Source organism: Chryseobacterium sp. Leaf404, assembly GCF_001424145.1.
Classification (GTDB): domain Bacteria; phylum Bacteroidota; class Bacteroidia; order Flavobacteriales; family Weeksellaceae; genus Chryseobacterium.
This window is the reverse complement of the sequence record NZ_LMQM01000012.1, coordinates 388,009-414,698: the sequence shown is the minus strand read 5'-3', so window position 1 is coordinate 414,698 and position 26,690 is coordinate 388,009. Positions and strand designations below refer to the sequence as shown.

19 protein-coding genes are annotated in these 26,690 nt (G+C 36.6%); 13 read left to right on the top strand and 6 right to left on the bottom strand.

The annotated features are described in order from the left end of the window. The first annotated feature begins 84 nt into the window (after window positions 1-84). The 12 genes from ASG31_RS13455 (at window position 85) to ASG31_RS13395 (ending at window position 16,461) form a co-directional block, all read left to right on the top strand. A complete protein-coding gene (locus ASG31_RS13455) occupies window positions 85-588 on the top strand; it encodes a DUF4280 domain-containing protein (protein WP_056033530.1) in 504 nt (167 codons plus the stop codon). A gap of 18 nt (window positions 589-606) precedes the next feature. Continuing rightward, window positions 607-3,042 (top strand): glycosyl hydrolase 108 family protein, encoded by a 2,436-nt coding sequence (locus ASG31_RS18770; RefSeq protein WP_206549400.1) that lies wholly within the window; start codon window positions 607-609, stop codon window positions 3,040-3,042. Between the two features lie 3 nt (window positions 3,043-3,045). After that, window positions 3,046-3,930: a hypothetical protein gene (locus ASG31_RS13445; RefSeq protein ID WP_056033528.1), complete on the top strand. Its 885-nt coding sequence runs from the start codon at window positions 3,046-3,048 to the stop codon at window positions 3,928-3,930. Between the two features lie 333 nt (window positions 3,931-4,263). Continuing rightward, window positions 4,264-5,217, top strand: a complete 954-nt coding sequence (locus tag ASG31_RS13440; RefSeq protein ID WP_056033527.1) for a hypothetical protein — start codon at window positions 4,264-4,266, stop codon at window positions 5,215-5,217. Between the two features lie 138 nt (window positions 5,218-5,355). Continuing rightward, complete coding sequence (gene tssD, locus ASG31_RS13435; protein WP_056033525.1) at window positions 5,356-5,760, top strand: type VI secretion system tube protein TssD; 405 nt, start codon at window positions 5,356-5,358, stop codon at window positions 5,758-5,760. Window positions 5,761-5,996: 236 nt separating this feature from the next. Beyond that, a complete protein-coding gene (gene tssD / locus ASG31_RS13430; protein ID WP_056033522.1) occupies window positions 5,997-6,401 on the top strand; it encodes a type VI secretion system tube protein TssD in 405 nt (134 codons plus the stop codon). Between the two features lie 191 nt (window positions 6,402-6,592). Beyond that, the gene (locus ASG31_RS13425; protein WP_082504563.1) at window positions 6,593-8,725 is read left to right on the top strand and encodes a type VI secretion system Vgr family protein; all 2,133 of its coding nucleotides are present in this window, start codon (window positions 6,593-6,595) and stop codon (window positions 8,723-8,725) included. 4 nt (window positions 8,726-8,729) lie between these two features. Further along, entirely contained in the window at window positions 8,730-9,785 is a 1,056-nt protein-coding gene (locus ASG31_RS13420; RefSeq protein WP_056033518.1) for a hypothetical protein, read from the top strand. Between the two features lie 13 nt (window positions 9,786-9,798). Continuing rightward, window positions 9,799-10,332, top strand: a complete 534-nt coding sequence (locus tag ASG31_RS13415; protein ID WP_131725554.1) for a hypothetical protein — start codon at window positions 9,799-9,801, stop codon at window positions 10,330-10,332. 9 nt (window positions 10,333-10,341) lie between these two features. Next, window positions 10,342-11,616, top strand: a complete 1,275-nt coding sequence (locus ASG31_RS13410; RefSeq protein ID WP_117585851.1) for a DUF4280 domain-containing protein — start codon at window positions 10,342-10,344, stop codon at window positions 11,614-11,616. Window positions 11,617-12,611: 995 nt separating this feature from the next. Further along, a complete protein-coding gene (polA, locus tag ASG31_RS13400; protein WP_056033508.1) occupies window positions 12,612-15,464 on the top strand; it encodes a DNA polymerase I in 2,853 nt (950 codons plus the stop codon). A 16-nt stretch (window positions 15,465-15,480) separates the two neighbouring features. Continuing rightward, window positions 15,481-16,461: a hypothetical protein gene (locus tag ASG31_RS13395; RefSeq protein WP_056033505.1), complete on the top strand. Its 981-nt coding sequence runs from the start codon at window positions 15,481-15,483 to the stop codon at window positions 16,459-16,461. A gap of 9 nt (window positions 16,462-16,470) precedes the next feature. Here ASG31_RS13395 and ASG31_RS13390 read toward each other — a convergent pair whose 3' ends face one another. Next, window positions 16,471-16,857: an immunity 22 family protein gene (locus tag ASG31_RS13390; protein WP_056033502.1), complete on the bottom strand. Its 387-nt coding sequence runs from the start codon at window positions 16,855-16,857 to the stop codon at window positions 16,471-16,473. A gap of 464 nt (window positions 16,858-17,321) precedes the next feature. Further along, window positions 17,322-17,873 carry a DUF4256 domain-containing protein gene (locus ASG31_RS13385; RefSeq protein ID WP_056033495.1) on the bottom strand — a complete coding sequence of 184 codons (552 nt, stop codon included), beginning with the start codon at window positions 17,871-17,873 and terminating at the stop codon, window positions 17,322-17,324. 182 nt (window positions 17,874-18,055) lie between these two features. Between ASG31_RS13385 and ASG31_RS13380 the strand changes: the two genes are divergently transcribed. After that, window positions 18,056-20,926 carry a M16 family metallopeptidase gene (locus ASG31_RS13380; RefSeq protein ID WP_056033492.1) on the top strand — a complete coding sequence of 957 codons (2,871 nt, stop codon included), beginning with the start codon at window positions 18,056-18,058 and terminating at the stop codon, window positions 20,924-20,926. Window positions 20,927-21,009: 83 nt separating this feature from the next. Here the strand turns inward: ASG31_RS13380 and ASG31_RS13375 are convergent, their stop codons facing one another. From ASG31_RS13375 to ASG31_RS13360, 4 genes are all read right to left on the bottom strand, one after another. Continuing rightward, window positions 21,010-22,119, bottom strand: coding sequence for a T9SS type A sorting domain-containing protein (locus ASG31_RS13375; protein ID WP_082504561.1), 1,110 nt, complete (start codon window positions 22,117-22,119; stop codon window positions 21,010-21,012). A 112-nt stretch (window positions 22,120-22,231) separates the two neighbouring features. After that, window positions 22,232-23,311: a GNAT family N-acetyltransferase gene (locus ASG31_RS13370; RefSeq protein ID WP_056033477.1), complete on the bottom strand. Its 1,080-nt coding sequence runs from the start codon at window positions 23,309-23,311 to the stop codon at window positions 22,232-22,234. Then, window positions 23,308-24,288, bottom strand: a complete 981-nt coding sequence (locus tag ASG31_RS13365) for a polysaccharide deacetylase family protein (RefSeq protein ID WP_231433734.1) — start codon at window positions 24,286-24,288, stop codon at window positions 23,308-23,310. Before ASG31_RS13365 ends, ASG31_RS13370 begins: the two co-directional genes overlap by 4 nt. Before the next feature lie 43 nt (window positions 24,289-24,331). Beyond that, window positions 24,332-26,473, bottom strand: a complete 2,142-nt coding sequence (locus ASG31_RS13360) for a S46 family peptidase (protein WP_056033471.1) — start codon at window positions 26,471-26,473, stop codon at window positions 24,332-24,334. Window positions 26,474-26,690: the final 217 nt, after the last annotated feature.

Here is a 26,690-nt window from a genome sequence, read left to right as displayed (position 1 = left end):
TATGTTAAAACGGAAATTTTTGTTTCCGTTTTTTTTTATGTTAAATAAGTTTTATTTATCTTTGATTACCAAATTTCGCAGAATATGTCTACTCAATCATCATCCCATGATGGCAAGCACTTCGTTGTTCAGAAAGGAACATGCAAGTGTGATCAGGGAGATCTCTTCCCGAAGCATATCGTAAGCACGCATCAGAAACATTATTGGAATGATTCTGCAGGTGAAGCAGATTATCTTGCTGTAACCGAAGAGGACTTACAGTTCAATCCTCCAGGCCCAAGTTTCGGAAAATGTAAACTCAAACCCAGCTCCGGCGGCTATCTTCCCTGTGCCTATGCGCCGGCCGGAAAATGGCAGAAAACCTATGACAAGGTTTTGATCTTGGGTAAAAAGGCTGTTACCGAGGTCTCGGAACTGCAGTGTTCTACAGGGGGCAAAATAACCATTAAAGATCACGGACAGCGGGGTGAGATGAGCAAAAGTAATGTGAAAAATGCTGATCCAAAGACGGCTCAGCACATCAATCCTTTGGTGGATATGAATGACTATCAGGAAACTGTTTCAGAGAATGAAATAGACGCTTATTAACCTAATTTTCTTTTCACCATGTCAAAAAAAGGAGTTTCAGGAATTTCAGGAAATACATCTCCCAAAACAGGAGAAGCCACCACCTATACCATTACAGACTGGTATTCGGCAACCCCACAAAATGAGAGAAATCCGGCAAATGTTACCTGGGAGCTGTTTAAAAAAAGGGAAAACGGCAGATTCACTACCACCAATATAAAAAAAACTGGAGCGGGAACTTTCACTTTCGGTGAGGTAGCACACCGTCATACTTACCGCATTGAAGCGTATCTGTACGAATCTGAAGGAGATGGTGCTTCCACACTGGAAATCACTCCTCAACCTGCGGCCATCCCAAGAATCAATAAAGTTGAACTAAAATACATCGACGATACACCAGGAAAAGTTTTCAGCTATACAGAAAAGCTTGTTGCAAGTGCGGAAACAGTTAATTTGGGTGGGGAAAAACTAAAATTCAGCCTTTGGGAAGATGATGTCACAGGAGATGGTCACAGCTCACGAAACCTTTTAATTGAAACCAAAGAAGCCACTGTTAACAGACAGGGAACTGCTGCGGCGGAATTCATGTTAACAAGAGCTCTCTTGCAGAAGGCAATGCAAGGGGAAACCGATCCCGGAAAACTTGAATTTTATGTGACGGTAGAATATTTTTCTCACAACAAACATGCTACCAACAATGTACATGTAAACAATCCGCTTCCTACACCGCCCAGACCTCAACCCAGGCCACAGACAAATAACCGTCCGGCTCAGCCAGCCCAAAATCAAAACAGAAATACGCCGCCACGCGCTCAGAATTCTCCTGCCGCCGAAAAGCCTCAATCCCAAAAAGAAGAAAAGGGAATTCTAGATAATGTACGCGACTGGTGGAATAATCTTGAACTTTGGGACTGGGGTGAAGCCAGAGGAACTGTACAGCCTCAAAAAAAGCCAACTCCACCTGCTGGTGGTGGCAGAACGGTGAGTGTAGTAAATCAAGCCCCGGCAAGCCAGCAGAATTGTGGCGAGAGATATTGTATTAAAATAGGTGATAAAAATGAACTCATCAGAGAAATTAATATCAGACTTGCTGGTTTTGGGGGTAATATTCCTACCGATGAGTTTACGGAACGGACTGAAAAAATGGTCAAACAGTTCCAAAAAGATTACATGAAAGTTCCTGAAACAGGAAAGGTTTGTGGAAATGTCTTGCTGGCAATCGATGATTTTACCACAAAATGGACAGAAAATATCAGCAATTATTTATGCTTATGTAAAAATGAAAGAGCTATTACAAATAAATGTACAGGATTTGGTAAGGGACGATATGATGGAGAGTATTCTAATAGAAATCACATAGAAAGATATCATAAATATGAAAGACCGGGAATTCACCGAAGTTTACTGTGGGGAGTGAGTGCTCTGAAATTCTATTTGAGCACACAGACTGTTTATAAATATTATGGCATCACAGCAGGATACAGATGTTGGGAACACAATACACTTAAGGGTAGAACCAGCACAAACCATATGGGTAAAGCTGTAGATCTGCAATTTTCAAAAAATGGAAGAGCAATTACTGGGAAGAGTCAATCCAACGTTGCTTTGTTGGTAGAGCTTAGAGATAATTTTTTTACAAAATACCTCAACAGCAAATATCAATGGGTAGATGGACAAAACAATTACTCACTTGAACCTTTTGGTCTCGGATCGGGGCAGACTTGGAGCTGGATTCATATGGACGTAAGAGAATTTCAAAATACTTATTTAGATGATAAGTATTTTGTAAAGACACAGGATAAAATAAGAGGAAAAAGCATTGTAGAATTGGCAATAGAATCAGGATTTCAAAATACATGTAACTGTCTTAAAGGGTTTGTTGCTCCTGTAAAACCTGCTGAAACAAAGGCGGAAGTAGGAAACTGTGAAGATAAATTTGCGAAAGTTGCACCAATTATTTTACGACATGAAGGAGGTTTTGTAGATCATAAAGCAGATAAAGGAGGTGCTACTAATAAAGGAATAACATTTGCCACATGGCAAAGGTATGCAAAGGAAGATTTAAATATTGATCCTACACTGGATAATCTTAAAGCGATTACCGATGAGCAGGCTACAAAAATCTACAGAAAAAGATATTGGGAACCCAAAGGATTCTGTAGAGTTGAAGATGAAAGAGTCAGCCTCATGATTTATGATTGGACGATTACTTCAGGTGGTGCTGCAAAGCAGGTTCAGAGGTTGCTGAAAAACGAATTTGCTCAGAATATAGATGATGACGGCAACATCGGCTCATTAACAATTGATGCCATTAATAATGTGGAAGATCAGGATAAATTACTGCAGAGAATAGCCGAAATCAGAAAACAATATTATACCGATCTTACCTTTACAGACGGTAAAAAGAACAGTCAGCAGGTTTTCTTACAGGGATGGCTGAATCGTGTGGATGATTGTTTAGAATTTAAACCATAAATTATGAAAAAACTGTTAGCCGTAATTTTAATTACACTTGTAAGTTGCACAGAAAATACGAAAGCTTCTAAAATACAGACTACTCCGGCAAAGGAGAAATCGGAAACTCAGGTACAGGAAAATAAAAATATATCAGGAAATTGGATTTTTACGGAAAAATCACAAAATTCTGACATTCCTACACTTCAGTTTACAGTTACAGTTAAGCAGGATGGAGAAGAAATCAGCGGTCAGTATTGCGCAGTCGCCAACAGTGGAGCGAAAATAGACTGTGAAAATGAAACCAGATATAATTTAAAAGGTAAATTGATTGATGGAAAATTTACCGGAAGTTTTTACAGTTTTTTCGGGTCTTCAAAAGATCAGGGTACATTTGAAATATCAGTGATTGATAATAATACCATAAACTGGAAGGTAATTTTATCTCCAAAAGGAGAGTTTTATGCTCCTCAACTGTGCAGACTGCAACGGGAAATATCAACTGTCTCATCTACAGATACGAAAAAAGTTTTTCCTTTATCTTCCACAGGGCTTGACCATCTGAATTGGGATGAAAGTAATAAATATGTAAATTATAATTATACATATAACCTTCCCGATTATAAAAACTCAGCAGTTATTCTTGCTAAAAATGATTTGAGTGATGACCCTTTTTACACCCTGTTTACTTTGAATAAAACTAACAAAGTCATTGACTCTCTCAAAATAAGTTATACAGAAGACGGTTATCCGGAGAACGATAAAAGATATTTTTTTGATTTTGTAATTAATTCTGATTATACGGTTACAGTGAGTAAATCCGAAAGGAAGGATTATAATAAAATAAAAATTCGGGACTTAAAATACAAAATTTCAGACGGAGGAACTTTCGTGAAAATTGCAAAGTAAAGACATTTTGATAATCCAAGATTAACAAAATATAATTGCTTTGGAAGTATTAAACCATCAAGTGGGACCTATGGATGGTCTAGGAGAAATTCAGATGGCTCAAAAAAATTCCACTCAGGATTTCATTTTTTTGCCAATCCCGAAAAAGATAAGGTTTTACATTTGGAAGTTGCTACAGTAATGGATGCTTATGGAAAAGGACAATCTGTGAGAATAAACTCTGCAAGATTTGTAAAATTAAACTCATACAATACTAATGATCAGGATGAAGCTGCAAAAAAAAATTAAATCTAAATATGATAAAATCTAAATTTTAATTCTACAGATCAAGGCATGAATATTCATTTTATTTTGCCAGGAGAAACACTGGAAATCATTTCGAAAAAAATTAAACTTGAAAATCCGGTTTACCTGAAAGAATTTCACAATTCTCACTGTACACCTTATGATTTTATACAGGATGACCTGCTGCCGGGCAGAAAACTCCTCATTCCGGATCTTAATAAAGTGAATTTTTACAACTCCAGAAATGACGCGCCTCACAAACTTGCCAACCGCAATCCCAAACTCAGTTTTAATCCTGAAAATCTTAAAAAAAAATACAGAGTTTCAGTAATACAAACTTCTGAAACCGATGGAAAAAAGAAGATTTCTCAATTTTCATACAACATCCATCTGGAGTGGACGGGTAAGGTTGAAAATATCCATTATTTTAATTTTTCTAAAACGGAAATCAATGAGCAGAACCAAACCAAAATGTCGGCGCTTGCTGCGGCCTTCGCTCAGTCTGTTAATCCAATAGAATTGGCAGTTTCAGAAACTGGAAATCTTCTGGAAGCAAAACTGAATGATGAGGTGAAAAGAAAATTCCATGAAATCAAATCAGGTCTTGAAGATCAGTTTCCTGATGAATTTGCGAAGATTTATCTGGATAAATTTGAATTCAGCATTGCCAATCATCAGATTTTTAATGATAAGATGAAGGGTGACTGGTTTTTAAAAACGTATTTCGCCCAGTTCAGAAAGACTTTCGTTAATGGCCAGTCAGAATATCCAATGGCTGTTTCATGTCTGCCGCTTACTCTCGTTCAGGAAGGATTTGAGGATGACCACATTGTTCTTCGTTCTGCTCTGAAAAATCAGGAAGATGAAACTCAATTTACTTCAGAATATCATCTCTATACAGAAAACGGAATCATTCAGTATTACCGGTATACCCTTGCAGAAACAGAATTTGGAAGTTTGTACACCACTGTTTTTAAAGCCAGAGAAACAGAAAAGTCGTAGTTCTACTACACAGAATCGTAGAATTACTACAAAATCTGAAATAATTGAATTTTAGGATTAATTCTTAAAAATGTGGTTCTATCTTTGGAATACCAAAAACAACAGATCACAAAATATTAATTTTAAAAATTTACAGTTATGGCACTTAATTCAAGAGGAATCTTAAAATTCAACGGAGGCGAAGGACAGAAATTATTAAAGCTGAATTACAGCGTTTCGAGATCTACAGACGTTTCAGGACGTGTAGCTTCAGATCCTTCAAACGCAATCATCAAAGTAACCGTGGAAGCTACAGAAAAATCTGACATTCTGGAATCTCTGCTTAACGGAAAATACAAACCAACCACAGGCGAAATCACTTTCAACAAATCTCACGAAGAAGGTACTTTAATCACTTTGAACTGGGAAAACGGTTACGTTATTCAGCACGCCGTTGATTTTGATGCCACAGACGAAAATTCAATGTATATCAGTTTCATTATTACTGCAGAGAAAATCAATTATGGTAACTCTGCTTACGAAGGTCTTTGGCCAACGGTATAAAAGAAATCATCAGACTTTTATAGTTATTAAGGGAAGAAGACCACTAGGATTATCTGGTGGTCTTTTCTTATTGCGAAAATGTTGGTAATCAATATTTAACATTTTTTATGATTCAAAGTCGTAGTTCTACTACAATTTTGTAAATAAAAGTCTTACCCCTTCGTTTTCTAATCAAATGGCTTTATCTTTGAGTTTACCACAACAATACAGAATATTAATCTCAAAAAATTTACATTATGGCACTCAATTCAAGAGGAATCTTAAAATTCAACGGCGGCGAAGGACAGAAATTACTGAAGCTGCATTACAGTGTTTCAAGATCTACAGACGTTTCGGGACGTGTAGCTTCAGACCCTTCCAACGCAATCATTAAAGTAACTGTGGAAGCAACAGAAAAATCAGACATTCTGGAATCTCTTCTTAACGGAAAATACAAACCAACCACAGGCGAAATCACTTTCAACAAATCTCACGAAGAGGGAACTTTAATTACGCTGAACTGGGAAAACGGTTACGTAATTCAGCACGAAGTAGATTTTGACGGCACAGACGAAAACTCAATGTACATCAGTTTCGTGATCACAGCAGAAAAAATCAACTATGGAAACTCTGCTTACGAAGGGCTTTGGCCATCATCTTAACAGCAGAAAATCAGTCTCTGAAAGATTAAAGTTAAAAAGAATAGCATGCTTGTCTCAAGTGGGCTATTCTTTGGTTAAAGGTGATTTCAAAATGATTCAGGATTTCGGTCTGTGCATCTAATAATTTGTAGAAATTTCTAATCACCTTCTTTTAAAGGATAAAATTAAATTCACAAATAGAAAAATCTGTTATGTTCAAAGAAAATAAATCTACAGCAAAAACAGTTTCAAAAAACTCAGCACAGTCTTCGGGGTCAGCAAACGTTACAGATACTGTAACATCTCAGACTCAGCCTGCATCGGGTACGGCATCAGCTTCTTCAGGAATGTTTTTGAATCAGCAGATTCAACCTGAAAACAGAGCTGTTGTAAATGATAAGCTATGGTCAGATCAGCCCACGTCCAAAATTCTGAACGCAGGCTCCATCGCTACAAGTCAGATTTTGGGAATAAACAGAGTAGTTCAGCTTCAGGTGATAGTAGAAGGAAAAACCATCGCACACTTCAAGCATTTCATTCTGAAACAGAGTGCTGTAAAACATCATCAGTTCAGCCTTACTCTTGCTCATGACAGCCTGGGAAACGCTGAAAATTACCAGCTCAGCGAGGCTCAGAATTTTTTAGGAAAGAGGCTTACTGTCATTTTTAAATATAAGGATGTCGAAGGTGGTCCCGAAAGAAACTTTGTCGGTGTCATTACAGAAGTAGGTTTCAGTCAGGAAAAAGGCAGTCTGGGAAATATTGTTCTAAAAGGATACAGCCCGACGGTGCTTCTTGATGCTGCTCCGCATATTCAAAGCTTTGGTGGTGCACAGGAAATCAGTTTAAATAAAATTGCAGATCAGGTCATTAAGGAAGCCTTCAGTTCCAATAAATTTGATTTCAGAGTAGATGCTCAGTATGGCAATGTTTCTTACAGCTCACAATACGAAGAAACGCATTACAACTATCTTGCGAGAATTGCTGAAGCCTATGGCGAGCAGTTTTTCTATGACGGCGAGGTGCTGCATTTCGGGAAACTTCCTCCTCAGGAAAAACCTGTAAAACTGGTATACGGTAGCAGCGTGAGTGATGTGAGCATTACCATGAAAGCACAGCACGTAAACCCTTCCTTCTACGGCTACAACAGCAGCAAAAACGAGAAACTCACAACAGGAAGTTCCACTATATCACATGCGTCAGAAATAGCAAAACGGGCGTATGATATTTCACAGAAAACCTTTACAACACCATCTTTGAGAGTGGCTCCGATTAAAGCTGCATCTTTTACAGATATAGATGCCTCCCAAAAAGGAACAGCAGGAAGTAAAGCTTCAGATGTTTTTGTAACGTCGGGCAATACTACGGTTCCGTTTTTGTATCCCGGCTGTGCCGCTGATATCGAAATGCGTAAAAATGGCAGCAACGAAACAGCATATTTCACAAAATTACTGATTACCGATGTCACCCACGAGGTAGATGCCAGAGGTTACTACACCGGAACTTTTGAAGCCATCGCAGCAGACAGCGGTTACCTTCCAAGACCCGAATTTGAAACTCCTAAAGCCGAAGCTCAGTTTGCAAAAGTCACAGAAAATGCCGATCCTAAAAATCAGGGCAGGGTGAAAGTTCAGTTTGACTGGCAGAGCGGTTCAGACACTTCAGAATTTATCCGCGTAATGACTCCGGATGCTGGTGGAAGCGATAAAGTCAGTAAAAACAGAGGATTTATGGCGATTCCCGAAATTGGCGATCAGGTGGTTGTTAATTTCGTTCATCAGCATCCTGACAGACCTTTTGTTATGGGAGGAATGTTTCATGGCGGAGTGGGCGGTGGTGGCGGTGCCGGGAATAATGTGAAAAGTTTGAGCAGTAAAAGCGGAAATATTATCTGTTTGAATGATGGTGCCGGAATTGAAATTAAGGACCGAAACGGAAATCATGTGACTTTGAGCGGCACGGGGGATGTAACGACTTTTGTGAGTAATAATAATAATGAGGATATTGGGAATGAGCATACGACGAATGTTAAGACAAAAACGACTATAAATGTTGGTGGCGAAAACAACAGTCTCTTAACTATGGATAATGGAGGTAATATAGTTGTTAAGAGTAAAACAGAAATAAAACTTGAGACAGGAAGCAGCTCTATCACAATGAAACAGGATGGAACTATTGATATTAAAGGCGTCAATATTACCATAGCGGGTTCAATAATTAAAATAAATGGCTCTACGTCGGTTACTGCTGATAATTCATCTGACGGTTCATGTTCGGCATCGGTGGTGAATATTACGCCGGGCACCATTTCGATCAATAATCCTTGTCAAGTAGATATTAATTAATTTTATGGAAGACTATATTAAATATGAAATCAAAGATGGGGATACCCTTGGATCTATTGCTGCAGCAAATTCTTTGAAGATTGAAGAGTTAGTAAATTTTCACAATTTATATTGTGGGACAACAAATTTTATCCTGGGAGATAAGTTTCCTATTCATCTTCAGTTTGTATTATTGCAGAGGAGAACAGAAAAGGATGAAATAGAATTATTGGCAAAAACTGAATATCAAAAGAAGGCGAGATACAGATGTGAACAGTTTAATACTACAAGAGTAGAAGACAGAATAACATTTCACTGTAATACTAAAAAAGAATATGAATTTGAAAAAGATTCTGCAAAAGCAGAAGCAAGAGTGAAGCTTAAAGAATATTTATATAAAATAAATCCGGAAAACCTTTCTCCTGCTATTGAAGCTGTAAAGGAACTGGAATTTGACAAAGAAAATGTAGTACTTTCTCTTAATAAAAATAATACAATCAAAGAAGTTATTAATTTTGAAGAAATCAAAAAAAAGTGGAACAGTTTTAAGCCAAAACTAAGTTCTTCAAAATTTTACAGTCAGATTGAGAAGATTAATTCTAAGGCAGCTGAAGATATTTTAAAAGGCGGGCAACTTGAATTTGAAAGCGAATCAAATCTAAGAAAAACGTATGACAAACAGCTTCTATTTCATGTCTTATTTAATGATTATGATGCTCATAAAAAAAGGGAGAAAAGTGCAGTTTTAAAGTTCATTTCACAAATATTCGTCAATATTCCATTGGAAATAGAACTCCAACATTCAGTGATCAGAGAGGATGATTATTTTGTAGAATACAGAACCGTAGGAACTCTTTTGAGAGAAAAGATTGACAATCGAGTTTTGGAAGAGCAATATAATAAATTTTACAGACCAATCATAGAATATAGTTTCAGTGAATACAACTATGAATACCGTATCCGAAGAATGGTAGATAAAAAAACCGGTTTCATAATCAATGCAACCGCATTTATGAAAGAAGAGGTTAAAAATAATTATCAGTTTGTTACCCAGTTTGATTTAAAAAAAATTGAATTCTAAGAAAATAGGATGTATGTCTAGTAATAGAAAATTTGTACTTTTTAATGTATACATGCACCACGATGCGTGGGGAGTATTAATTGCATTACCTTGCCTACTTCTATATGGATTTTTGTATTACATATTTCTTGGAGATAATTTCAGGCTTGGTTTTGTTATGATTTTCACAGGATTATGTTTTGGTACAATTGTACTTATTATAAAAAAAAGTTCGAGAAACATATCTATATGGTTTAGTGAGCAATATATGTTTATCGAAAGCGATGGAAAACAACAAAAATATTTAAAAGATGATATATCTGGTTTTTACAGTTATGATTATGAAACAACATCAGTTTTACTGAAAAAATCATTGATAAAAATAAAGTTCGAATTTACAGATGGAAAAATAATTTACCTGAATGATTCCGGATATCGTAATAAATATGATGATGAAAAAGGCAGCGTATTGAAAAGTTTAATTCAAACAACACAATCTGAATTAGGTTTCAAAAAAGTAAAAAGTATTGGAATGTCAAATAAGTATTGGTATTCAAAACCAAAATAAAAATTCACTATGAGCGCTTCGTACATACCAAAAAATGTTTATGCCATCTGTACTTTTCAGACAGATGCAGAACCAAGGATGTTAATTCCTACCAGAGCAACAATAACTGTTTTCTATGGTGATGATAAAACAAGACCATTATTAAATGTTGATGATAAGAATATAAATATAGAGTTTCCCTGCAAAAGTCCAAAGAACGCAATGTGGAGCTTTTTATGTTTTGGGGCAGGACTTATTGTTGGGGCAGCTTTGGTTTTGTCAGGACCAGTGGGATGGGCAGTTCTCGCAGTTGGTGTAGGCTTTATGGCTTACGGTGCTTACAAAGCAACAAAAATAGATCACATGTGTTCCGGTTCTCTGGAAAAAGGAAATTGGAAGATAAAACATGAGAAAGTATATTTTGATAAAAGTAATGCAATCACTCAAAATTCAATGCTTTCATGTGATGCGGGAGGAATAATTACCCCCGTTTTTAGTTATGCAGTAGCCAAAAAATATGCTCAGGAAATTCATGATAATAACAGTAAGGAAATAGCTTTTAATGCAGTTGCATCATTTTTCGGAGGAGCAGGATTTGTAGTGGCTGCTGTAGAAATCGGAATTGCTAAAACATTGCTATGGATGGGAGGAACTATGGCTTTTATGCATGTTGCAACTACCGGTGAAAAAGAACTTATCAGAGAAAATTCATTGGAAAACAATCCGCATTATCAAGACATGAACAATGAAGTTGATCCCAATAGTTTAATTCCCGGTTATGTTAACGATCCACTAAATTCCACCCCTGGAGATTTGGGGAGCCCCGATATTTTGAATGTAGGAAAAGAGGGTTTGTCGGCTCCTTATTTCGTCAATCCTTTCTGGTATATAAAAGATATTAAAGGTAATGTAATAGAAATTCGACAGGGAAGTCAGTTGGCAAAAGACTTGGAAGTTTTAAAAAATGTTGATTCAAGGGAAATTTGGAAAACTCCTGAAGGAAAGCAGATTGTAGAAAATATTCGTTCAGGAAAATATCCAAATTCTATGATTGCAACATCAAAAGACGGACTAGGGAATGTAAGACCAAGAAATTTACCGTCATTAGCTGAGGATTTACCTAAAGTACGGCTTCAAAACATTAAAAATATAGGAACTGCCGGAGTAAAAGGTGGCGGATTTATTGCATTCGCTTTTCCTTTTATTGCAACGTATTTCTCTGAAGATTCCAGGAAGGCTCTAGCCAATGCCATGGCGGAAGATGCTGGAAATGGAATAAGTATCGTGGCAAAACTAGATAAGTAACAAGAATTAAGTGTTTTTAAAGCTAAATATTAGCAGCAGTGTTATTATTCTTTATAACCAGTTTTTGCAAAATCAAATGATTTAGAACTGTTAGATAGAAAGAATAATATTGAAGTCATTGCTAATAAAAAATAAATTTAATGAAAAAAATGGGCTATGCTATCGGAGTATTAATCGGAATACCCCTTTTATCTTATTAGTAAATTTTCTTTTTTTTCGAGGAAATAATGTTACAGAAAATAATGTCACTGTATACATTAATCACTCATTTATCGATACTGTACGATTGAAGCCAGAGGCGGAGAGGTCTTCCACACAATATATTATTGGATTAAGTAGAAGAGAAAATCCTTCTGCGTTTTTATAACAGATACTTATTTTACTCTGAAAAATATAAGAAACATTTTTCTCTGATGCTATTTAAAGGTTTTGACTCCAATTCAGAAGAGAGGCATATGGTACTGCGAAGAAATGAAAAATGGTGATTTATTGAGTGTAAGAATAAATCAAGATCAGTTGCAATCAAAAAAACATGGAACAAAAGAAAATCCAGTACCAATATTTGCTATAGATCTTTCTAAATCTGCAAGGTGGTTTCTCAAAAAATCCGTCTAAAGTTTCATAACAGGCTAACCTCATCTTCGTAGAACAGTATCTGAAATTTTTTATGACAAAGAAGAATTCAAAAATATGTTCGAAAAATAATTTTCATGAAAAACAGATAAAAGGTATTCAAAACCAAAACATATATCCTGATCCCTCGGCTGTTCATATATAGAAAAGAAGTATTGTCAATCTGCAAAATCTAATCTCAGAATCGCATACAATAGCGAAATTTGAAAAAAGGGCTACTTTGATGCGATACCAAAGTCTTTAGGTATTTGTTATATTACTTAAGTATTCTGTAAAATTTATAATCTGTAATAATTCTTTTTGCATTACAAAAACCCACCCCAAACAATCCCATTTTCTTATATTTGTTCATTATTCAAAATATGGACGCAACACAAGACAAAAGGCTATTTCTAATCGATGCTTATGCAATGATTTTCAGAGGTTATTACGCATTGATCAGAAGCCCGAGAATTACAAGTACGGGAGTGGATACTTCAGCAATTTTTGGTTTTACAAACTCTTTGATTGAATTAATCAGGAGAGAAAGACCCACTCACCTAGCTGTAATTTTTGATGTGGGGCAGGCAAGTATCAGAACCAATGATTTTGCAGAATATAAAGCCAACCGCAGCGAAACTCCTGAGGCCATCAGGGTTGCAATTCCTTATCTGCACAGGATTTTAGATGCCATGCACATTCCGCACATGGGTGTGGAAGGTTATGAAGCCGATGATTTGATTGGAACTCTTGCGTGTAAAGCCGAAAAAGAAGGTTACACCACTTTTATGGTAACTCCCGATAAAGATTTTGCGCAGTTGGTGACAGATAAAATTAAAATTTACAAACCAGGTTTAAAAGGTGGTGAAATTGAAATTTTAGGCGTTGAAGAAGTTAAAGCAAAATACGGAATTCAGGATCCGAAGCAGGTCATCGATTTTCTTGCAATGATGGGCGATGCCGTGGATAATATACCAGGTTTGGATGGTGTGGGCGAAAAAACAGCCATGAAATTCTTACAGGAATTTGGAAGCATTGAAAATCTTTTGGCCAACACGCATCAGCTTAAAGGAAAAATCAAAGAAAAAATTGAAGCCTCGGCAGAGCGTGGAATTTTATCTAAAAAATTAGCCACCATTATCTGCGATGCTCCCGTAGAATTTCATCAGGAACAATACGATCTCGAAACTCCAGATTTTGAAAAAGTAAAAGAAATCTTCGACGAGATTGAATTCAGAAGACTGTATGAAAATCTCTATCGGGCTTTCGCTGTTCCCCTTTCCCCCGAAGGGGCGAACGATTCTAATAATGAAGCGCAAAAAGCACAAACTTCTGACACTGCTCCCCCTTCGGGGGCGAGGGGGATTGTTGGCCAGCTCGATCTTTTTGCGACTTATGAAGAATTGGATCAGGCAACTTCCACAAAATCTACCATTGCAGAAAATGACCATTTATATCAGTTTGTAGACAATCCGAAAGCGCAGAAAATATTCGTCCAAAATCTTTTAAATCAAAAAGCAGTTTGTTTCGATACAGAAACGACTTCTTTAAATGAACTGGAAGCCGAATTGGTTGGAATGAGTTTTTCCTATAAAAAAGGTCTGGCTTATTACGTTCCGCTTTCCGAAGATCAGGGCGAAGTTTTGCAGACCTTAGAAATTTTCAGACCATTTTTTGAGAAGGAAGATTTGGTAAAAATCGCTCACAACTTAAAATACGATTACAAAGTTCTTCAGAAATATAATCTTACCGTAAAAGGAGCAATGTTCGATACGATGATCGCTCATTACCTTTTAAATCCGGACGGAAGACACGGAATGGATTATCTTTCAGAAGTTTACTTAAATTATAAACCTGTTTCCATTGAAACTATTATCGGCAAAAAAGGAAAAAATCAGGGTAATTTCAGAGATGCAGATTTGAGGACGCAGACTGATTATGCTGCCGAAGATGCTGATATTACGTTCCAACTTTACGAGTTGTTTGCACCGCAACTGAAGAAAGAAAACTTAGAAGACCTTTTCTTCAACATCGAAATGCCGTTGATGGAAGTTTTAGCAAAAATGGAATTGGAGGGAATTTCTTTAGACGAAAAATGGCTTGCTCAGGAAAGCATCGACCTTGAAAATGATTTAAGACAGTTAGAAGCTAAAATATTTGAAATTTCCGGCGAGGAATTTAATATGAATTCGCCGAAACAACTGGGCGATGTCTTGTTTGAAAAAATGCAGCTCGACCCAAAGGCCAAAAAGACAAAAACCGGACAATACGCTACTTCTGAAGATGTCTTGCAGAAATTATCTTCAAAACACGAGATTATTCAGCATATTTTAGAGTACAGAACCTATCAGAAACTGAAATCTACCTATGTTGATGCTTTACCTTCGCAGATTGAAAAAACCGACAACCGAGTTCATACCAATTTCTCTCAAACCACAGCTGCAACAGGTCGTCTGGCAAGTGTAAATCCGAATTTACAGAATATTCCAATCCGTACACTGAGAGGTCAGCAAATCCGTGGAGCGTTTGTTTCAGGTGAAGGAAAACAAATTATTTCTGCCGATTATTCTCAGATTGAATTGCGTTTGATTGCCGAAATTTCAGGTGAAGACAACATGATTAAAGCGTTTCAGGATGGAGAAGATATTCACGCTTCTACTGCTGCAAAATTATTTAATATTCCATTGGAAGAAGTTTCAAAAACACAGCGTGGACAGGCAAAAACCGTCAACTTTGGAATTTTGTACGGTCAGGGCGCCTTTGCTTTGGCAGAACAGACTGGTTTGTCAAGATCTGAAGCCAAGCAGATGATCGAAGCCTATTATGAAACCTATCCAAAATTAAAAGCTTACATGGCTAAACAGGTTGAGAGAGCCCGTGAAATTGGTTATGTTGAAACGATTTTGGGAAGAAAACGTCACTTAAAAGACATCAATTCCGGAAACTTCGTGGTGCGTGCTCACGCCGAAAGAAACGCCGTGAATGCGCCCATTCAGGGAAGTGCCGCAGATGTTGTGAAAATGGCAATGATTAAAATTCAGAAAGAATTAGAGAAAGAAAAACTGCAGACAAAAATGTTACTTCAGGTACATGACGAATTGATTTTCGAATCTCCACTTGATGAGGTAGAAGTCGCCAAACATATCATTAAAACCGAAATGGAAAATGCTATAGAAACGCAGGTTCCGCTATTGGTAGAGGTTGGAGTAGGGAAGAACTGGCTGGAAGCGCATTAATTTTAATAGCTGAAAAGTGAAAACCAAAACGGCATATTTTCTGTTTTTTCTGCTGATCGCAGCAGTAATTTCTTTAGTTTTTTATTTTAAATCAGATAAAAAAGTACATGAGAAAACAGTCGTTTCGACTTTAAAATCAAATGATTCTGTAAAAGCAGAAATAGATTCTTTATCAGTTTTTTCTAAGTTTGCAAAAGATTTTAATTCTCATAAAGCCAAAAATTTAGATCAGTACATAGATCCAAAATTGGGTATGATGATGTATTATCACGACGGACCATATCCGATCATCAGTTTGAAATCAAGCGTTGAAGATGAAATAGACTGGTTAGAAAGTGAGATTTTTGAAAACGTAAAGTTAAATCAATCACCAAATTATATCGGAGATTTTAAGTTTGCAGAAACCGGTTTTTTCGTCAGCAAAAACAATGGTAGTTTTTCTTTAAAAAATTTCGATAATTCTTACACATCCCATCCTGATTCATTTTTTGAAGACAATAAAAAACTGGAGATTTTATGTAATTTCAGGGCAACCGGAATTTCAAAAGATCAGAAAAAGACGTTTGATTTTTATTTCAGAGTAGAAAAAGACAGACTCACCTTACTGGCATTAGAAACAGAAACTGTAGATGATATATTATTTGCCAATCCGGATGCAGATTTTATTCCGTTTAAAAATAAAATTGATATCGAAAAGTATTTTACAAATTATAAAATATTTGTTGATAAAGAACAAAATGCTTACATCAATTTTGATAAAAAAGAAATCACTTATTATGATTTTCCTGATGATACTCCTTTCATATTTGAGCATTATGAAATTGGGAAAATTGAAGAAAACTCATCAAAAATAAAGTCAGTTGAGGTAATATTTTATCCAAATGAATCTAAAGAAGACGGCTTTATTACTTTCTTTTCCAATAAAGGACGATTTGTAGTTTATCCAATGGGAGTAAGACCGCCGTACTTTTACGATGTTGTAAAAAGTAAATTTTGATTTTTAGGTTTAATATTCAAACTCAATTTCACCCAAATAAACCAAAGAAAACTCATCATTTTCCACAGATTTCGGGTTGGGAATCTGTCCCTTGCTTACGAAAACAAGCGAGTTGATATCAAATTTCAGATTCATCTCATTGATTCTGTTGTATAAAACCGGAAGCCACTGCTCGGCAAAAGAATATTCAGAAAAATGCTGAATGCTTTGTTCGAAACCATATTCCATCAGATCCTGATCAAACCAAACTGTATCCTGAGACTCCGCAAATTTTGAAATATAAGTGTCATCAGATTCTTCTTCTGTGTAATAATTTTCATCTTCTTCTGCAAACCGGAAAAAGTCATCTTCATTTCTGAAATTTCCTACCCAAAAATCTAAAACCTGTACGCTCATATTCTTATTTTAAAAATTCAAAGGTAAAGTATTGGCCGATATTTTCCAAAATCTGCGATTGTTTCAAATCTGTGATAAATGTAATTTTAAAATTACAATTTGATACACTTCGCACAATATGAACGTACTTTATGAAAATGAAATTACAAATTTGCAATTTTGTGCTGCAAATCCTTAAAAAATAAACTGTAAATATTTGATATTTTATGTTTAAAATCACAAATTATTTGTAATTTTTTGCAAATAAAGTATTCAAACGTGGGATTATTTTTGCAACATCAAGTTATTCTCAGAAGGATTCTAAAAACACAGGAAGTCATCAGACAAAATTTGGCTGATAAATTGATAAGGGTAACTTGTTTTTACTAGAAAAATGTTTTTTAAGATAAGGTTTTTAAATAATAAAATTTATAAACTTTAGTTTTTAGTTGGGGCTGCGTTGTTAAAAACGCAGCTTTTTTTATTTAAAATTTCACAGTTCCTCTGAAACCTCTGGATGCATAATAAGATTGTGCACCGTTATGATACAGGAAAACAGAATTATATCTTCGGTCACAGAATAGAGATCCACCTAATTTTCTGATCTCATCAGGAGTTTTGATCCAGCTTGATGTTTTTTCGTCAAAGGTATCAAGGCTTTGCAGATGCCGGTATTGTTTTTCGTCCAGAAGTTCTATGCCCATTTCCTCTGCTGAATTTACAGCAGAATTCTCTGGTTTGTTTTCTTTTCTGGCAGAAAGTGCTTCGTGATCATAGCAGAAACTTCTTCTGCCCGATGGGCTTTCTTTTGAGCAGTCACAGAAAACCAGTTCTTTCGTATTGTCTGTAATTTCCGGTTCGCCGCCGGTTTTATCCATTTGTTCCAGACTCCATAATCGGTCAGGATATGAACGGAGTTTCTGCTCTACAGCTTCCCAATCTAGATTTTTCAGGTTAAATCTGTTTTTAAGAATTCTGGTTTTCAGAGTTTTCAAAATCTCATCAGTTTCATTTTCTGTCAGTTTTCTTTCAGTCATGAATTTAGTTTTTAGTTTTAGTGTTTTGAAAATTTCGGATTTGTGAATTTAGCAAAAATCATAGAAAAATAATGACTTTTTGGATAGAAATTTCCAATTATCTCCTACTTATTGGGAAAACTTTATCTATCAGAATTCCTATTTTTTCGGTAAATTTGTATAAATCCATCGATTGAAATTTAATGAATACGATTATACACAAAGAAATTAAAGATGCCGCTGCATCAGTAGATTTCCCCTATACAACAGTAAGTCATGACGAAAATAAAGTCAGGATTTACACGCTGAGGAATGGCCTTCAGGTGTTTCTCGCACAGAATTTTGATGCTCCCAGAATCCAGACTTTCATTCCTGTAAAAACGGGAAGTAATAACGACCCTTCAGACAATACCGGTCTTGCCCATTATCTTGAGCACATGATGTTTAAGGGAACTTCCAGGTTAGGGACTTCAAACTGGGAACAGGAAAAAATACTTTTAGAAAAAATTTCTGATCTCTACGAAAAGCACAAGGCAGAACAGAACCCCGAGAATAAAAAAGAAATTTACAGGAAAATTGATGAGGTTTCTCAGGAAGCAAGCAAATTTGCCATTGCCAACGAATACGATAAGGCAATTTCTTCCCTTGGAGCTTCCGGTACGAATGCCCATACCTGGTTTGACGAAACCGTTTATAAAAATGTAATACCCGCCAATGAGCTCGAAAAATGGCTTAAAGTGGAAAGAGAACGCTTCTCCGGAATGGTGTTGAGGCTTTTTCATACAGAACTGGAGTCTGTTTATGAAGAATTCAACAGAGCGCAGGATAATGATTCCCGTTTGGTGAATTATGAGCTGATGGACGCACTTTTTCCTAACCATCCTAATGGGCAGCAAACAACACTGGGAAAGGCTGAGCATTTGCGAAACCCTTCGATGAAGGCTATTCACAAATATTTTGAAGAATATTACGTTCCGAATAATTATGCATTTGTGTTGGTAGGAGATCTTGATTTTGACAAAACCATTGCCCTGATCGATCAGTATTTTGGAAATATTCCCTACCGCGAGCTTCCGCCAAAAAATAAAATTGTAGAAAAGCCAATTACTGAAATTATCAGCAGAACAGTAGCAAGTCCTACCACTCCAAGAGTGCAGGTGGCTTGGCGTACTGACAGTTACGGAACAAAAGAAGCGATTCTTGCTGATGTTGTTGTTCATCTTTTGACTAACAGAGGCGAGGCTGGTTTATTGGATCTGAACATTAATCAGACTCAGAAACTGCTTTGGGCGCAGGCTTATTCTTTAGGTTTAAAAGAGTACGGTTATTTTTCTCTGGTAGGTGTACCGAAGGAATCCCAGACTTTGGATGAAGCTAAAGAAATGATGCTCGAGCAGATTAATTTCATTAAAAAAGGTGAATTTCCAGATTGGATGCTTCCGGCGATCATCAGCGACTTCAAACTTCAGAGAATGAAAGCGCTTGAAACTGCTGAAGGTCTTGCCACAAACCTTTATGACACCTTCATCAAAGGGAGAACGTGGGAGCAGGAGCTTAACGAGATGAACGATTATGCGGCAATTACAAAAGATGATGTCGTTAATTTTGCCCAGGAATTTTTTAAAGACAATTATGTCATTATTTACAAAGAGAAAGGCGTTAACGAAAATCTTCTGAGAGTAGAAAATCCCGGAATTACAGCTGTTAAAATAAACCGCAACGACAAGTCTGATTTTCTTACAGAAATTCTTGAAGATAAAACGGATGATATCCAGCCAGAATTTATAGATTATGAAAAGGAAATCATCACTGAAGTAATTGCATCCAAAAAACTAAGTTTTGTAAAAAACAAATACAATGACGTTGCCCAGGTTCACTTTATTTTTCCGTTGGGGAGCGATCACGACAGAGATTTGGGCCTTGCTACACAGGTAATGCAATATCTGGGGACAGACCGCTTTTCGCCGGATGAGCTGAAAAAAGAGTTCTACAAAATAGGTGTCAGCAATGATTTTAAAACAACCAGTGATCAGCTTACCATCTCAATCAGTGGTTTGGAAGAAAATATAGAGAAAGGAATTCAGCTGCTACAGCACTGGATGCAGAATGTACAGCCAGATCAGGAAATTTATAATCAGTTTGTAGAAACGGTTTTAGAAAACAGAATGGCTGTAAAGAAAGATAAAAACAGAATCATGCAGGCATTGACCAATTATACAAAGCTGGGTGCAGATTCAAGGTTTACGGATGTGATTTCTAAAGAAGAACTTCTCAATTCTGATGTTGAAGATTTTACGGCACGAATCAAAAATATTTTCAATTATCCTTATCAGATATTTTTCTACGGAAAAGATTTAATTTGCTTTAAAAATTATATCGTAGATTATATTGCTGAAGAAACACTTCAGATACCTTCAAAAAAAGAATATCCCGAACAGGAAACCGGTGGAAATGTTTATTTTGTAAATTACGACATGGTTCAGATGGAAATGAGCAGAATTGCGAAAGGGAAGGAGGTGAATCTGGGAAATTTCGGTAAAATCAATATTTTTAACGAATATTTTGGGCGCGGTTTATCGTCCATCGTTTTTCAGGAAATACGTGAAAGCAAAAGTCTGGCGTATTCTGCATACGTTTCCTACGCTCCTAATTCTGAGCTTTTTCACCCGGATTACATCACTTCCTACATCGGAACGCAGCCTGATAAAATAAAGATTGCGGTAGACACACTGTCTGAACTGATGTCTGAACTTCCTGAAGTTCCGGTTCAGTTTGAAAATGCCCGCAATGCAGCTTTAAAACAGATTGCATCTACAAGAATTACCAGAACAAATATTTTCTTCAATACTTTGAGGCTGCAGAAATTAGGCGTGAATTACGATATCAGAAAAGATATTTACAGTCAGATTCAAAATCTTGATTTTCATGAAATGAGGGAGTTTTACAATTCTCACGTGAAAACTCTGAATTTTAATACCGCATTAATCGGAAAAAGAGAAAATCTGAATATGGAGGCGGTTTCAAAAATGGGAGAATTTAAAGAACTGGATTTAACAGATATTTTCGGACATTAATATTAGAAATGTTTTAAAAATAAAAAGGCGACAGGACTGAATTGTCGCCTTTTAATTTGTTTTTCAGTGAAAGAAAATCCGAATTATTTTTTGATAATTTTCACTGTTTTTTCACCTTTGTTTGTTTTCACCTTTATAAGATAAATTCCTGATGAAAATCCCGAAATATCAAGGCTGATTTTTCTCTCGCGGTTGATTTTTTCAGTTTTTAAAATCTGCCCGTTTAAAGAGTAAAAAGTGATGACTTCAATTTCATTTTCAGCCGAGACGTTTACCATTCCGCTTGTTGGATTGGGATAGATTTTTGCTTCAATTTCCTGTTTTGCTTCGCTTACACTTAATGTTAAATCAAGAGCTTTAAGATATTGATAACTGCCTGAAATAATCAGTGAAGTAGCACCCGTGGTCGCGTTGATACTGGAAACACCGCTTCCTGTTGTATAGAGATAATTTCCATTTCCCATTTGGGCACATCCTCTTGCACCTCCTACTAAATAAGAATTGAGAATGCTGCCGTTTGTGGCAGAAATATGATAGACACCTGCATTATTCCCTGCACTGCTGTTGTTGGAAAAAACTGCAATGAGATAATTTCCGTTCTGCAGTTTTGTAATCTGCTGAATTCCTGTGAAAACCCCTGAATTCACAAAATTTCCGGTCACAGTTCCTGCATAATTCATCGTCTGAATTCCTTCCGAATTAAAAGATGTGATGTAAGCCGTCCCATTTCCTACATCAAGTACATCGAAAGGGGAGCCAAGGGTAGGGTAAACTCCCAGAGAAGCACCCGCAAAACTTAATCTGCGTATAGAATTGGCAGTCGCTCCATTGGTTGTACCCGCATTCGTGACCCAAACTTCACTATTCACAACATTCAATCCGCGGATGTTGCTTAAACCCACTGTTGATGGGATAGTAGAAGAATAAGTGCCATCAAGATTATAGATGTAAATCACATTATCGGTCTGGTCAGAAATCCAGATTTTATCCTGCACACGGATAATTCCTTTAATAGTTCCCGGGCTCAGAGAAGAAAGGTTGATGAAATTGGCATTGATCACTGTCCCGTCGGTGGCATTCAGCTGTGCAACTGTTTTAGAGGTCGAGTTTACGGCTAGAATTACATTTTGCGCAAAATACTGCAAGTGGCAAAACAGAAAAAAGACTGTTGCTAATAGTAATTTTGTTTTCATAAGATCGGTTTTTAATGTTGGATATCAGCAAATTACGAAAAAAATCTTATAAAACTTCTTTTTTTGGATTGAAAATCAACAGTTTGCAATTATACTCTAAGCAAAAATAAAATCAGGTTAATGCGCAGTCGCCGTCTCCATCCTGAAAGTTCGGTATAAAATTCTCTGGCAGATCGCTCAACATTTTTTCGTGAAACATGTAACGTCTTTCCGCGGTCTTGCTGTAGATATTCGGCAGATTTCCGCTCTTTTCAATTTCACAGTTTAAATCAGTCTGATAACTTGTTATCAGTTTTACTTTCTTTTTTTCTGAAAACCAGAACAGAAATTCAGTAAAATTTTTGAGATTGTTTTCAGAAAAAATATAAGGTATTTTTAAATGCCCGTCACGCAGAAGCAGTAGCGCAGAAGTTTCCAGCTGATTTTGCGGATCAAAAATTTTAATCCAGAAATATTTGAATTCTTTTGAATAACTTGAAAAAAGATAATCAGAATCTGGTTTTTCACCTTCCAGAATCCATGGATTTTTTACAAACCAGTTGATTTCTTCGGCAGTTCGGTTGGAAGGAAACTGAGTTATAAAATTCTTACTTTCCTCATCAATTTCAGACAGGATTTCAAATTTAAAATCTGGTTTTTCCTGAAAAGAATTTTTAAATGAAATCAAACTGTTCAAAATAATATCTGAAAATCTGAAAATCGGTTTCAAATTTTTCAACTGCGCTTTTTTCGCCGGAATAATGTTTTGAAAATCAGTTTTCAGATAAAATCTCATTCCTTTTTTTGGAGGGATATATTTAAAAACCTTAATCTTGTTGTAAAGACTCTCAGCTTCGGGAGTAAATTCTGTGATGGCAATATTTCCGTCGTACTCTTCGAAGGCTTTGTCTAAAAGCTTCTGTGCAATTTTCTTCCCCCGGAAATCACTGCTTACAAACAGCGTACTCAGCCAGGCATAATTCAGTTTTTCACCGTTAATCATGAAGAAATCGGGGAGGCAGCCTAGGTATCCTGCAAGTTTCCCACCCTCATAAGCCAGGATTAAAAGCGTTTGGTTTATATCAGCTTTCGGATTTCTGATCTGGGACTCTGCGCGGTGCTGCGTGATGGGAATAAAAAGATCCGAAAGGTATTCTCCTGAAGAAATAAATGTATGCAGAGCAGCTTTGTTGAGGGTTTTCAGTTCGGTCATTTTCTCTGGATATAATTTTTGTTGATGAGTTTTTTCAGCCTGAAATATGCGGTTTCGTTTTTTAAAATTGTTTCCGCACTTTCTCCTGTCTCCATGGGAATTCTCTGGAAATTTTGTGTTACAGAATCTAATTTTACTCCCGCACTCCCGAATGTGCAGAACAGATCATTATTTTTAAAAATTTCTTCAAAGAAAGCTTTTTCAACCCCAAAATCTGTGAAAGGAAAGGCAAAACTTTCGTAATGAAACCCGTTTTCTTTTATGTAATTATAACCTTCCACTGTATTTCTGATTTGCTCTACAAGCGGCAGTTGATGGTACAGCGGATGATCCCAGCCGTGTGAAGAAATTCCAAATCCCTTTTCTTTGATTTTGTGCAATTGCTCTAAGGTGAGGTAAGGTTTTTTTTCTTCAAGATAGTTTTTAAAATCAATTCCGAATTTGGGAGCAATTTTATCCAGAGCAAACTTTTGCTCAAATGGGGTATTCTGCAGAAAATTTTCTGTAATCTTCATTGCATTCATCACTTCAAGCAGGAGACTTACTTTACACCGAAACATCAGTTCTTTGTTGTCGATAAAAGCGGGATTCACAAAGTTCATAGCATAAATTCCTTTCCTTTCCAGGATAGGAATTACAACATCATAAAATTCTCTGTAACCATCGTCAAAAGTGAGCAGGGCTAGCTTTTTTTTAGGCTTGAAATTTCCTTTGATGTAGTCTTTAAATTCTTCAAAAGTGACCCACTGAAAATGTTTTGAAAAAAAATCGAGATCTGCTTCAAATTCTTTTTCGTTTTTATAATTGATAATCTGCCTGAGGTGGGGGAGATATTCATTAGAAACATTGTGATACACGGGCAGACAGTAATCCAAAGGGAAATCTTCTGAAAAATCTGTATTTTCAAAATTCGCCAGAGTTTTTATAATTTTCTTTTTGAGCATCTCAGATGTAAAAATAAAAAAGAATCTGCTCAAAAGCAATGTTTTGAGCAGATTCTGAGATTTTATGTAAGGAAAATTACTTCACAATCTTCATTTCGTCAATCAGCCATTTAGAATCGGCAAATTTATCGATGATGAAAAGAATGTATTTGGTGTCAACCATAATGTTTCTGCTGAATTTTGGGTCGTAGTTAATATCGCTCATCGTTCCTTCCCACTGTCTGTCGAAGTTCAGGCCAATAAGATTTCCCTGCGCATCCAAGGCCGGCGAACCGGAGTTTCCTCCAGTAGTGTGGTTCGTTGCTGTAAATCCTACAGGTACATCACCGGATTTGTCTTTGTAAATTCCGTAATCTTTTTTGTTGTAAAGATCAAGGAGCTTCTGCGGAACATCAAATTCGTAGTCTCCGGGAACATATTTTTCAACTACACCAGATAAATGCGTCTGATAATGATATGATACAGCATCTCTTGGCTGGGAACCTTTCACTTTTCCGTAGGTTACCCTAAGTGTAGAATTGGCATCCGGGAAGAATTTTCTGTCTTTATCTGTCGCCATTTGCTGAGCCATATAGGTTTTTTGAAGCGCATCAATCTTTGTCTGGGCTGAGGTAAATTCAGGATCCACTTTTTGCGTGTATGTATCTTTCATACTCATAAAAAGTTGGTAAACAGCATCTTTTTTTATCGCTTTGATCAATTTATCCTGATTTGAAAAAGCTTTATCAATATCGCCACTCAGCGAAGCTCCGTTTACTTCAGATCTTCCGGTGATAACAGAATTTTTAGATAATTCCTCAAAATTTGCAATGTTCTGAGCCTCATTTTTGTATTGGTCAAATCCTGGCGGTAAAAATCTTGCTTCAGTTTTACCTGCATAGAGGGCTAAAAGTTTTGCTGTCACTTTAGCATCTAATTCAGCGCTGTAATCTTTGTAAAAGTTGGTCACTCTTGTTTTGAAAGCGGCTGTTGCCTTCTCATCCATCCTGCCGGCTTCTGCTGCAGTAATATAGTTAGAGTACAGGTTGGCAAGCATTAAAGTTTCTGCGTTTCTTACTGTCTCGCTGTAATAGGCGTTGTTTAGTGCGTAGGGTGCCTGCGCGCTGTATAATTTGCTCATTTGATCTAAGGTAGCTTTCACCTCAGGGTTTTTTGCTGCCAGAGTGCTTTCGTACATTGCTTTTTTCTGTACCGCATTAGATTTTTTCAAACCTTCCACTTCTCCTATCCATTTTTTCCAGTAATTGGCTACAGATGCGTATTTGGATGCGTATTTAATTCTGGTGGCATTGTCGGTACGCATTTTTTCGTCCAAAGTTTTCAGAGCCACCTCACGTACTGCGATTCTTGCGGGATCAATTTCCGTCATGATTTTTTCAACCGCAATGGCAGGAAGATATTCTGTGGTTCTTCCCGGAAATCCGTAAACGAAAGTAAAATCATTCTCTGTTTTGTCTTTGATAGAAACCGGCAGATAGTGTTTCGGAACATAAGGAACGTTATCTTTAGAATATTCTGCAGGCTTATTATTTTTATCGGCATAAATCCTGAACATAGAAAAATCTCCCGTATGTCTTGGCCAAACCCAGTTGTCTGTATCTGAACCGAATTTCCCGATGCTTTGCGGTGGTGCACCTACCAGACGAACGTCTTTATAAGTTTCTGTGACGTAGGCGTAAAATTTATTTCCGTAATACATTGGTTTCACAGAAATAGACTGGTAACTTTCTTTTTTCTGAGAGTTTTTGTAAATCTCAATATTGGCTGCGATTTTTTTTGACAGCTCCGGCTCCTGCAGAATTTGAGTTCCTTCAAGAATCTGAGCACTTACATCTTTTATATCAACGATGAAATCTACTGTTACCCCGGGATTTGGTAATTCCGTCTGCATATTTTTTGCCCAGAATCCGTTTGAAAGAAGGTCGTTCTGAACCGTAGAATGTGACTGAATCTGCCCGTATCCGCAGTGATGATTGGTCAGCAGGAGGCCTTTCGGTGAGATGATTTCGGCAGTACAGCCACCGTTGAACTGAACTACAGCATCTTTAATACTCGGTTTTTGAGTGCTGAATATATCTTTGGCAGAAATTTTCATACCCAGCTCTTTCATTTCTTTTTCGTTAAGCTCAGTTGGGATCCACATTCCACCGTATTGCTGAGCCACCCCCAGAGAGAAACTGAAGAATGCAGAAGCAATCAGAATATTACGTTTTATCATTAGGAAAATTTTTGCCTAATTTACGCAATTAAAGTTTTCTGAAAAAAGAAAAACCCTCCTGAATTTTAATCGAAAGGGTTTTTGCATTGTCTGCGTGTTTTTAGACCGTCAATTTAAAATTACTTCAATGCTGGGAACAGTCTGAGAATCCATCATCAAAATTTTCATCATATTTTTTTGACAGCACAAAATAATGAAAAATTTCAGACAGATGAAA

Bases quoted from the DNA above. Each gene is read 5' to 3' on its own strand.
- ASG31_RS13455 (WP_056033530.1), top strand. From the start codon at position 85: ATGTCTACTCAATCATCATCCCATGATGGCAAGCACTTCGTTGTTCAG.
- ASG31_RS18770 (WP_206549400.1), top strand. From the start codon at position 607: ATGTCAAAAAAAGGAGTTTCAGGAATTTCAGGAAATACATCTCCCAAA.
- ASG31_RS13445 (WP_056033528.1), top strand. From the start codon at position 3,046: ATGAAAAAACTGTTAGCCGTAATTTTAATTACACTTGTAAGTTGCACA.
- ASG31_RS13440 (WP_056033527.1), top strand. From the start codon at position 4,264: ATGAATATTCATTTTATTTTGCCAGGAGAAACACTGGAAATCATTTCG.
- tssD (WP_056033525.1), top strand. From the start codon at position 5,356: ATGGCACTTAATTCAAGAGGAATCTTAAAATTCAACGGAGGCGAAGGA.
- tssD (WP_056033522.1), top strand. From the start codon at position 5,997: ATGGCACTCAATTCAAGAGGAATCTTAAAATTCAACGGCGGCGAAGGA.
- ASG31_RS13425 (WP_082504563.1), top strand. From the start codon at position 6,593: ATGTTCAAAGAAAATAAATCTACAGCAAAAACAGTTTCAAAAAACTCA.
- ASG31_RS13420 (WP_056033518.1), top strand. From the start codon at position 8,730: ATGGAAGACTATATTAAATATGAAATCAAAGATGGGGATACCCTTGGA.
- ASG31_RS13415 (WP_131725554.1), top strand. From the start codon at position 9,799: ATGTCTAGTAATAGAAAATTTGTACTTTTTAATGTATACATGCACCAC.
- ASG31_RS13410 (WP_117585851.1), top strand. From the start codon at position 10,342: ATGAGCGCTTCGTACATACCAAAAAATGTTTATGCCATCTGTACTTTT.
- polA (WP_056033508.1), top strand. From the start codon at position 12,612: ATGGACGCAACACAAGACAAAAGGCTATTTCTAATCGATGCTTATGCA.
- ASG31_RS13390 (WP_056033502.1), bottom strand. From the start codon at position 16,857: ATGAGCGTACAGGTTTTAGATTTTTGGGTAGGAAATTTCAGAAATGAA.
- ASG31_RS13385 (WP_056033495.1), bottom strand. From the start codon at position 17,873: ATGACTGAAAGAAAACTGACAGAAAATGAAACTGATGAGATTTTGAAA.
- ASG31_RS13380 (WP_056033492.1), top strand. From the start codon at position 18,056: ATGAATACGATTATACACAAAGAAATTAAAGATGCCGCTGCATCAGTA.
- ASG31_RS13375 (WP_082504561.1), bottom strand. From the start codon at position 22,119: ATGAAAACAAAATTACTATTAGCAACAGTCTTTTTTCTGTTTTGCCAC.
- ASG31_RS13370 (WP_056033477.1), bottom strand. From the start codon at position 23,311: ATGACCGAACTGAAAACCCTCAACAAAGCTGCTCTGCATACATTTATT.
- ASG31_RS13360 (WP_056033471.1), bottom strand. From the start codon at position 26,473: ATGATAAAACGTAATATTCTGATTGCTTCTGCATTCTTCAGTTTCTCT.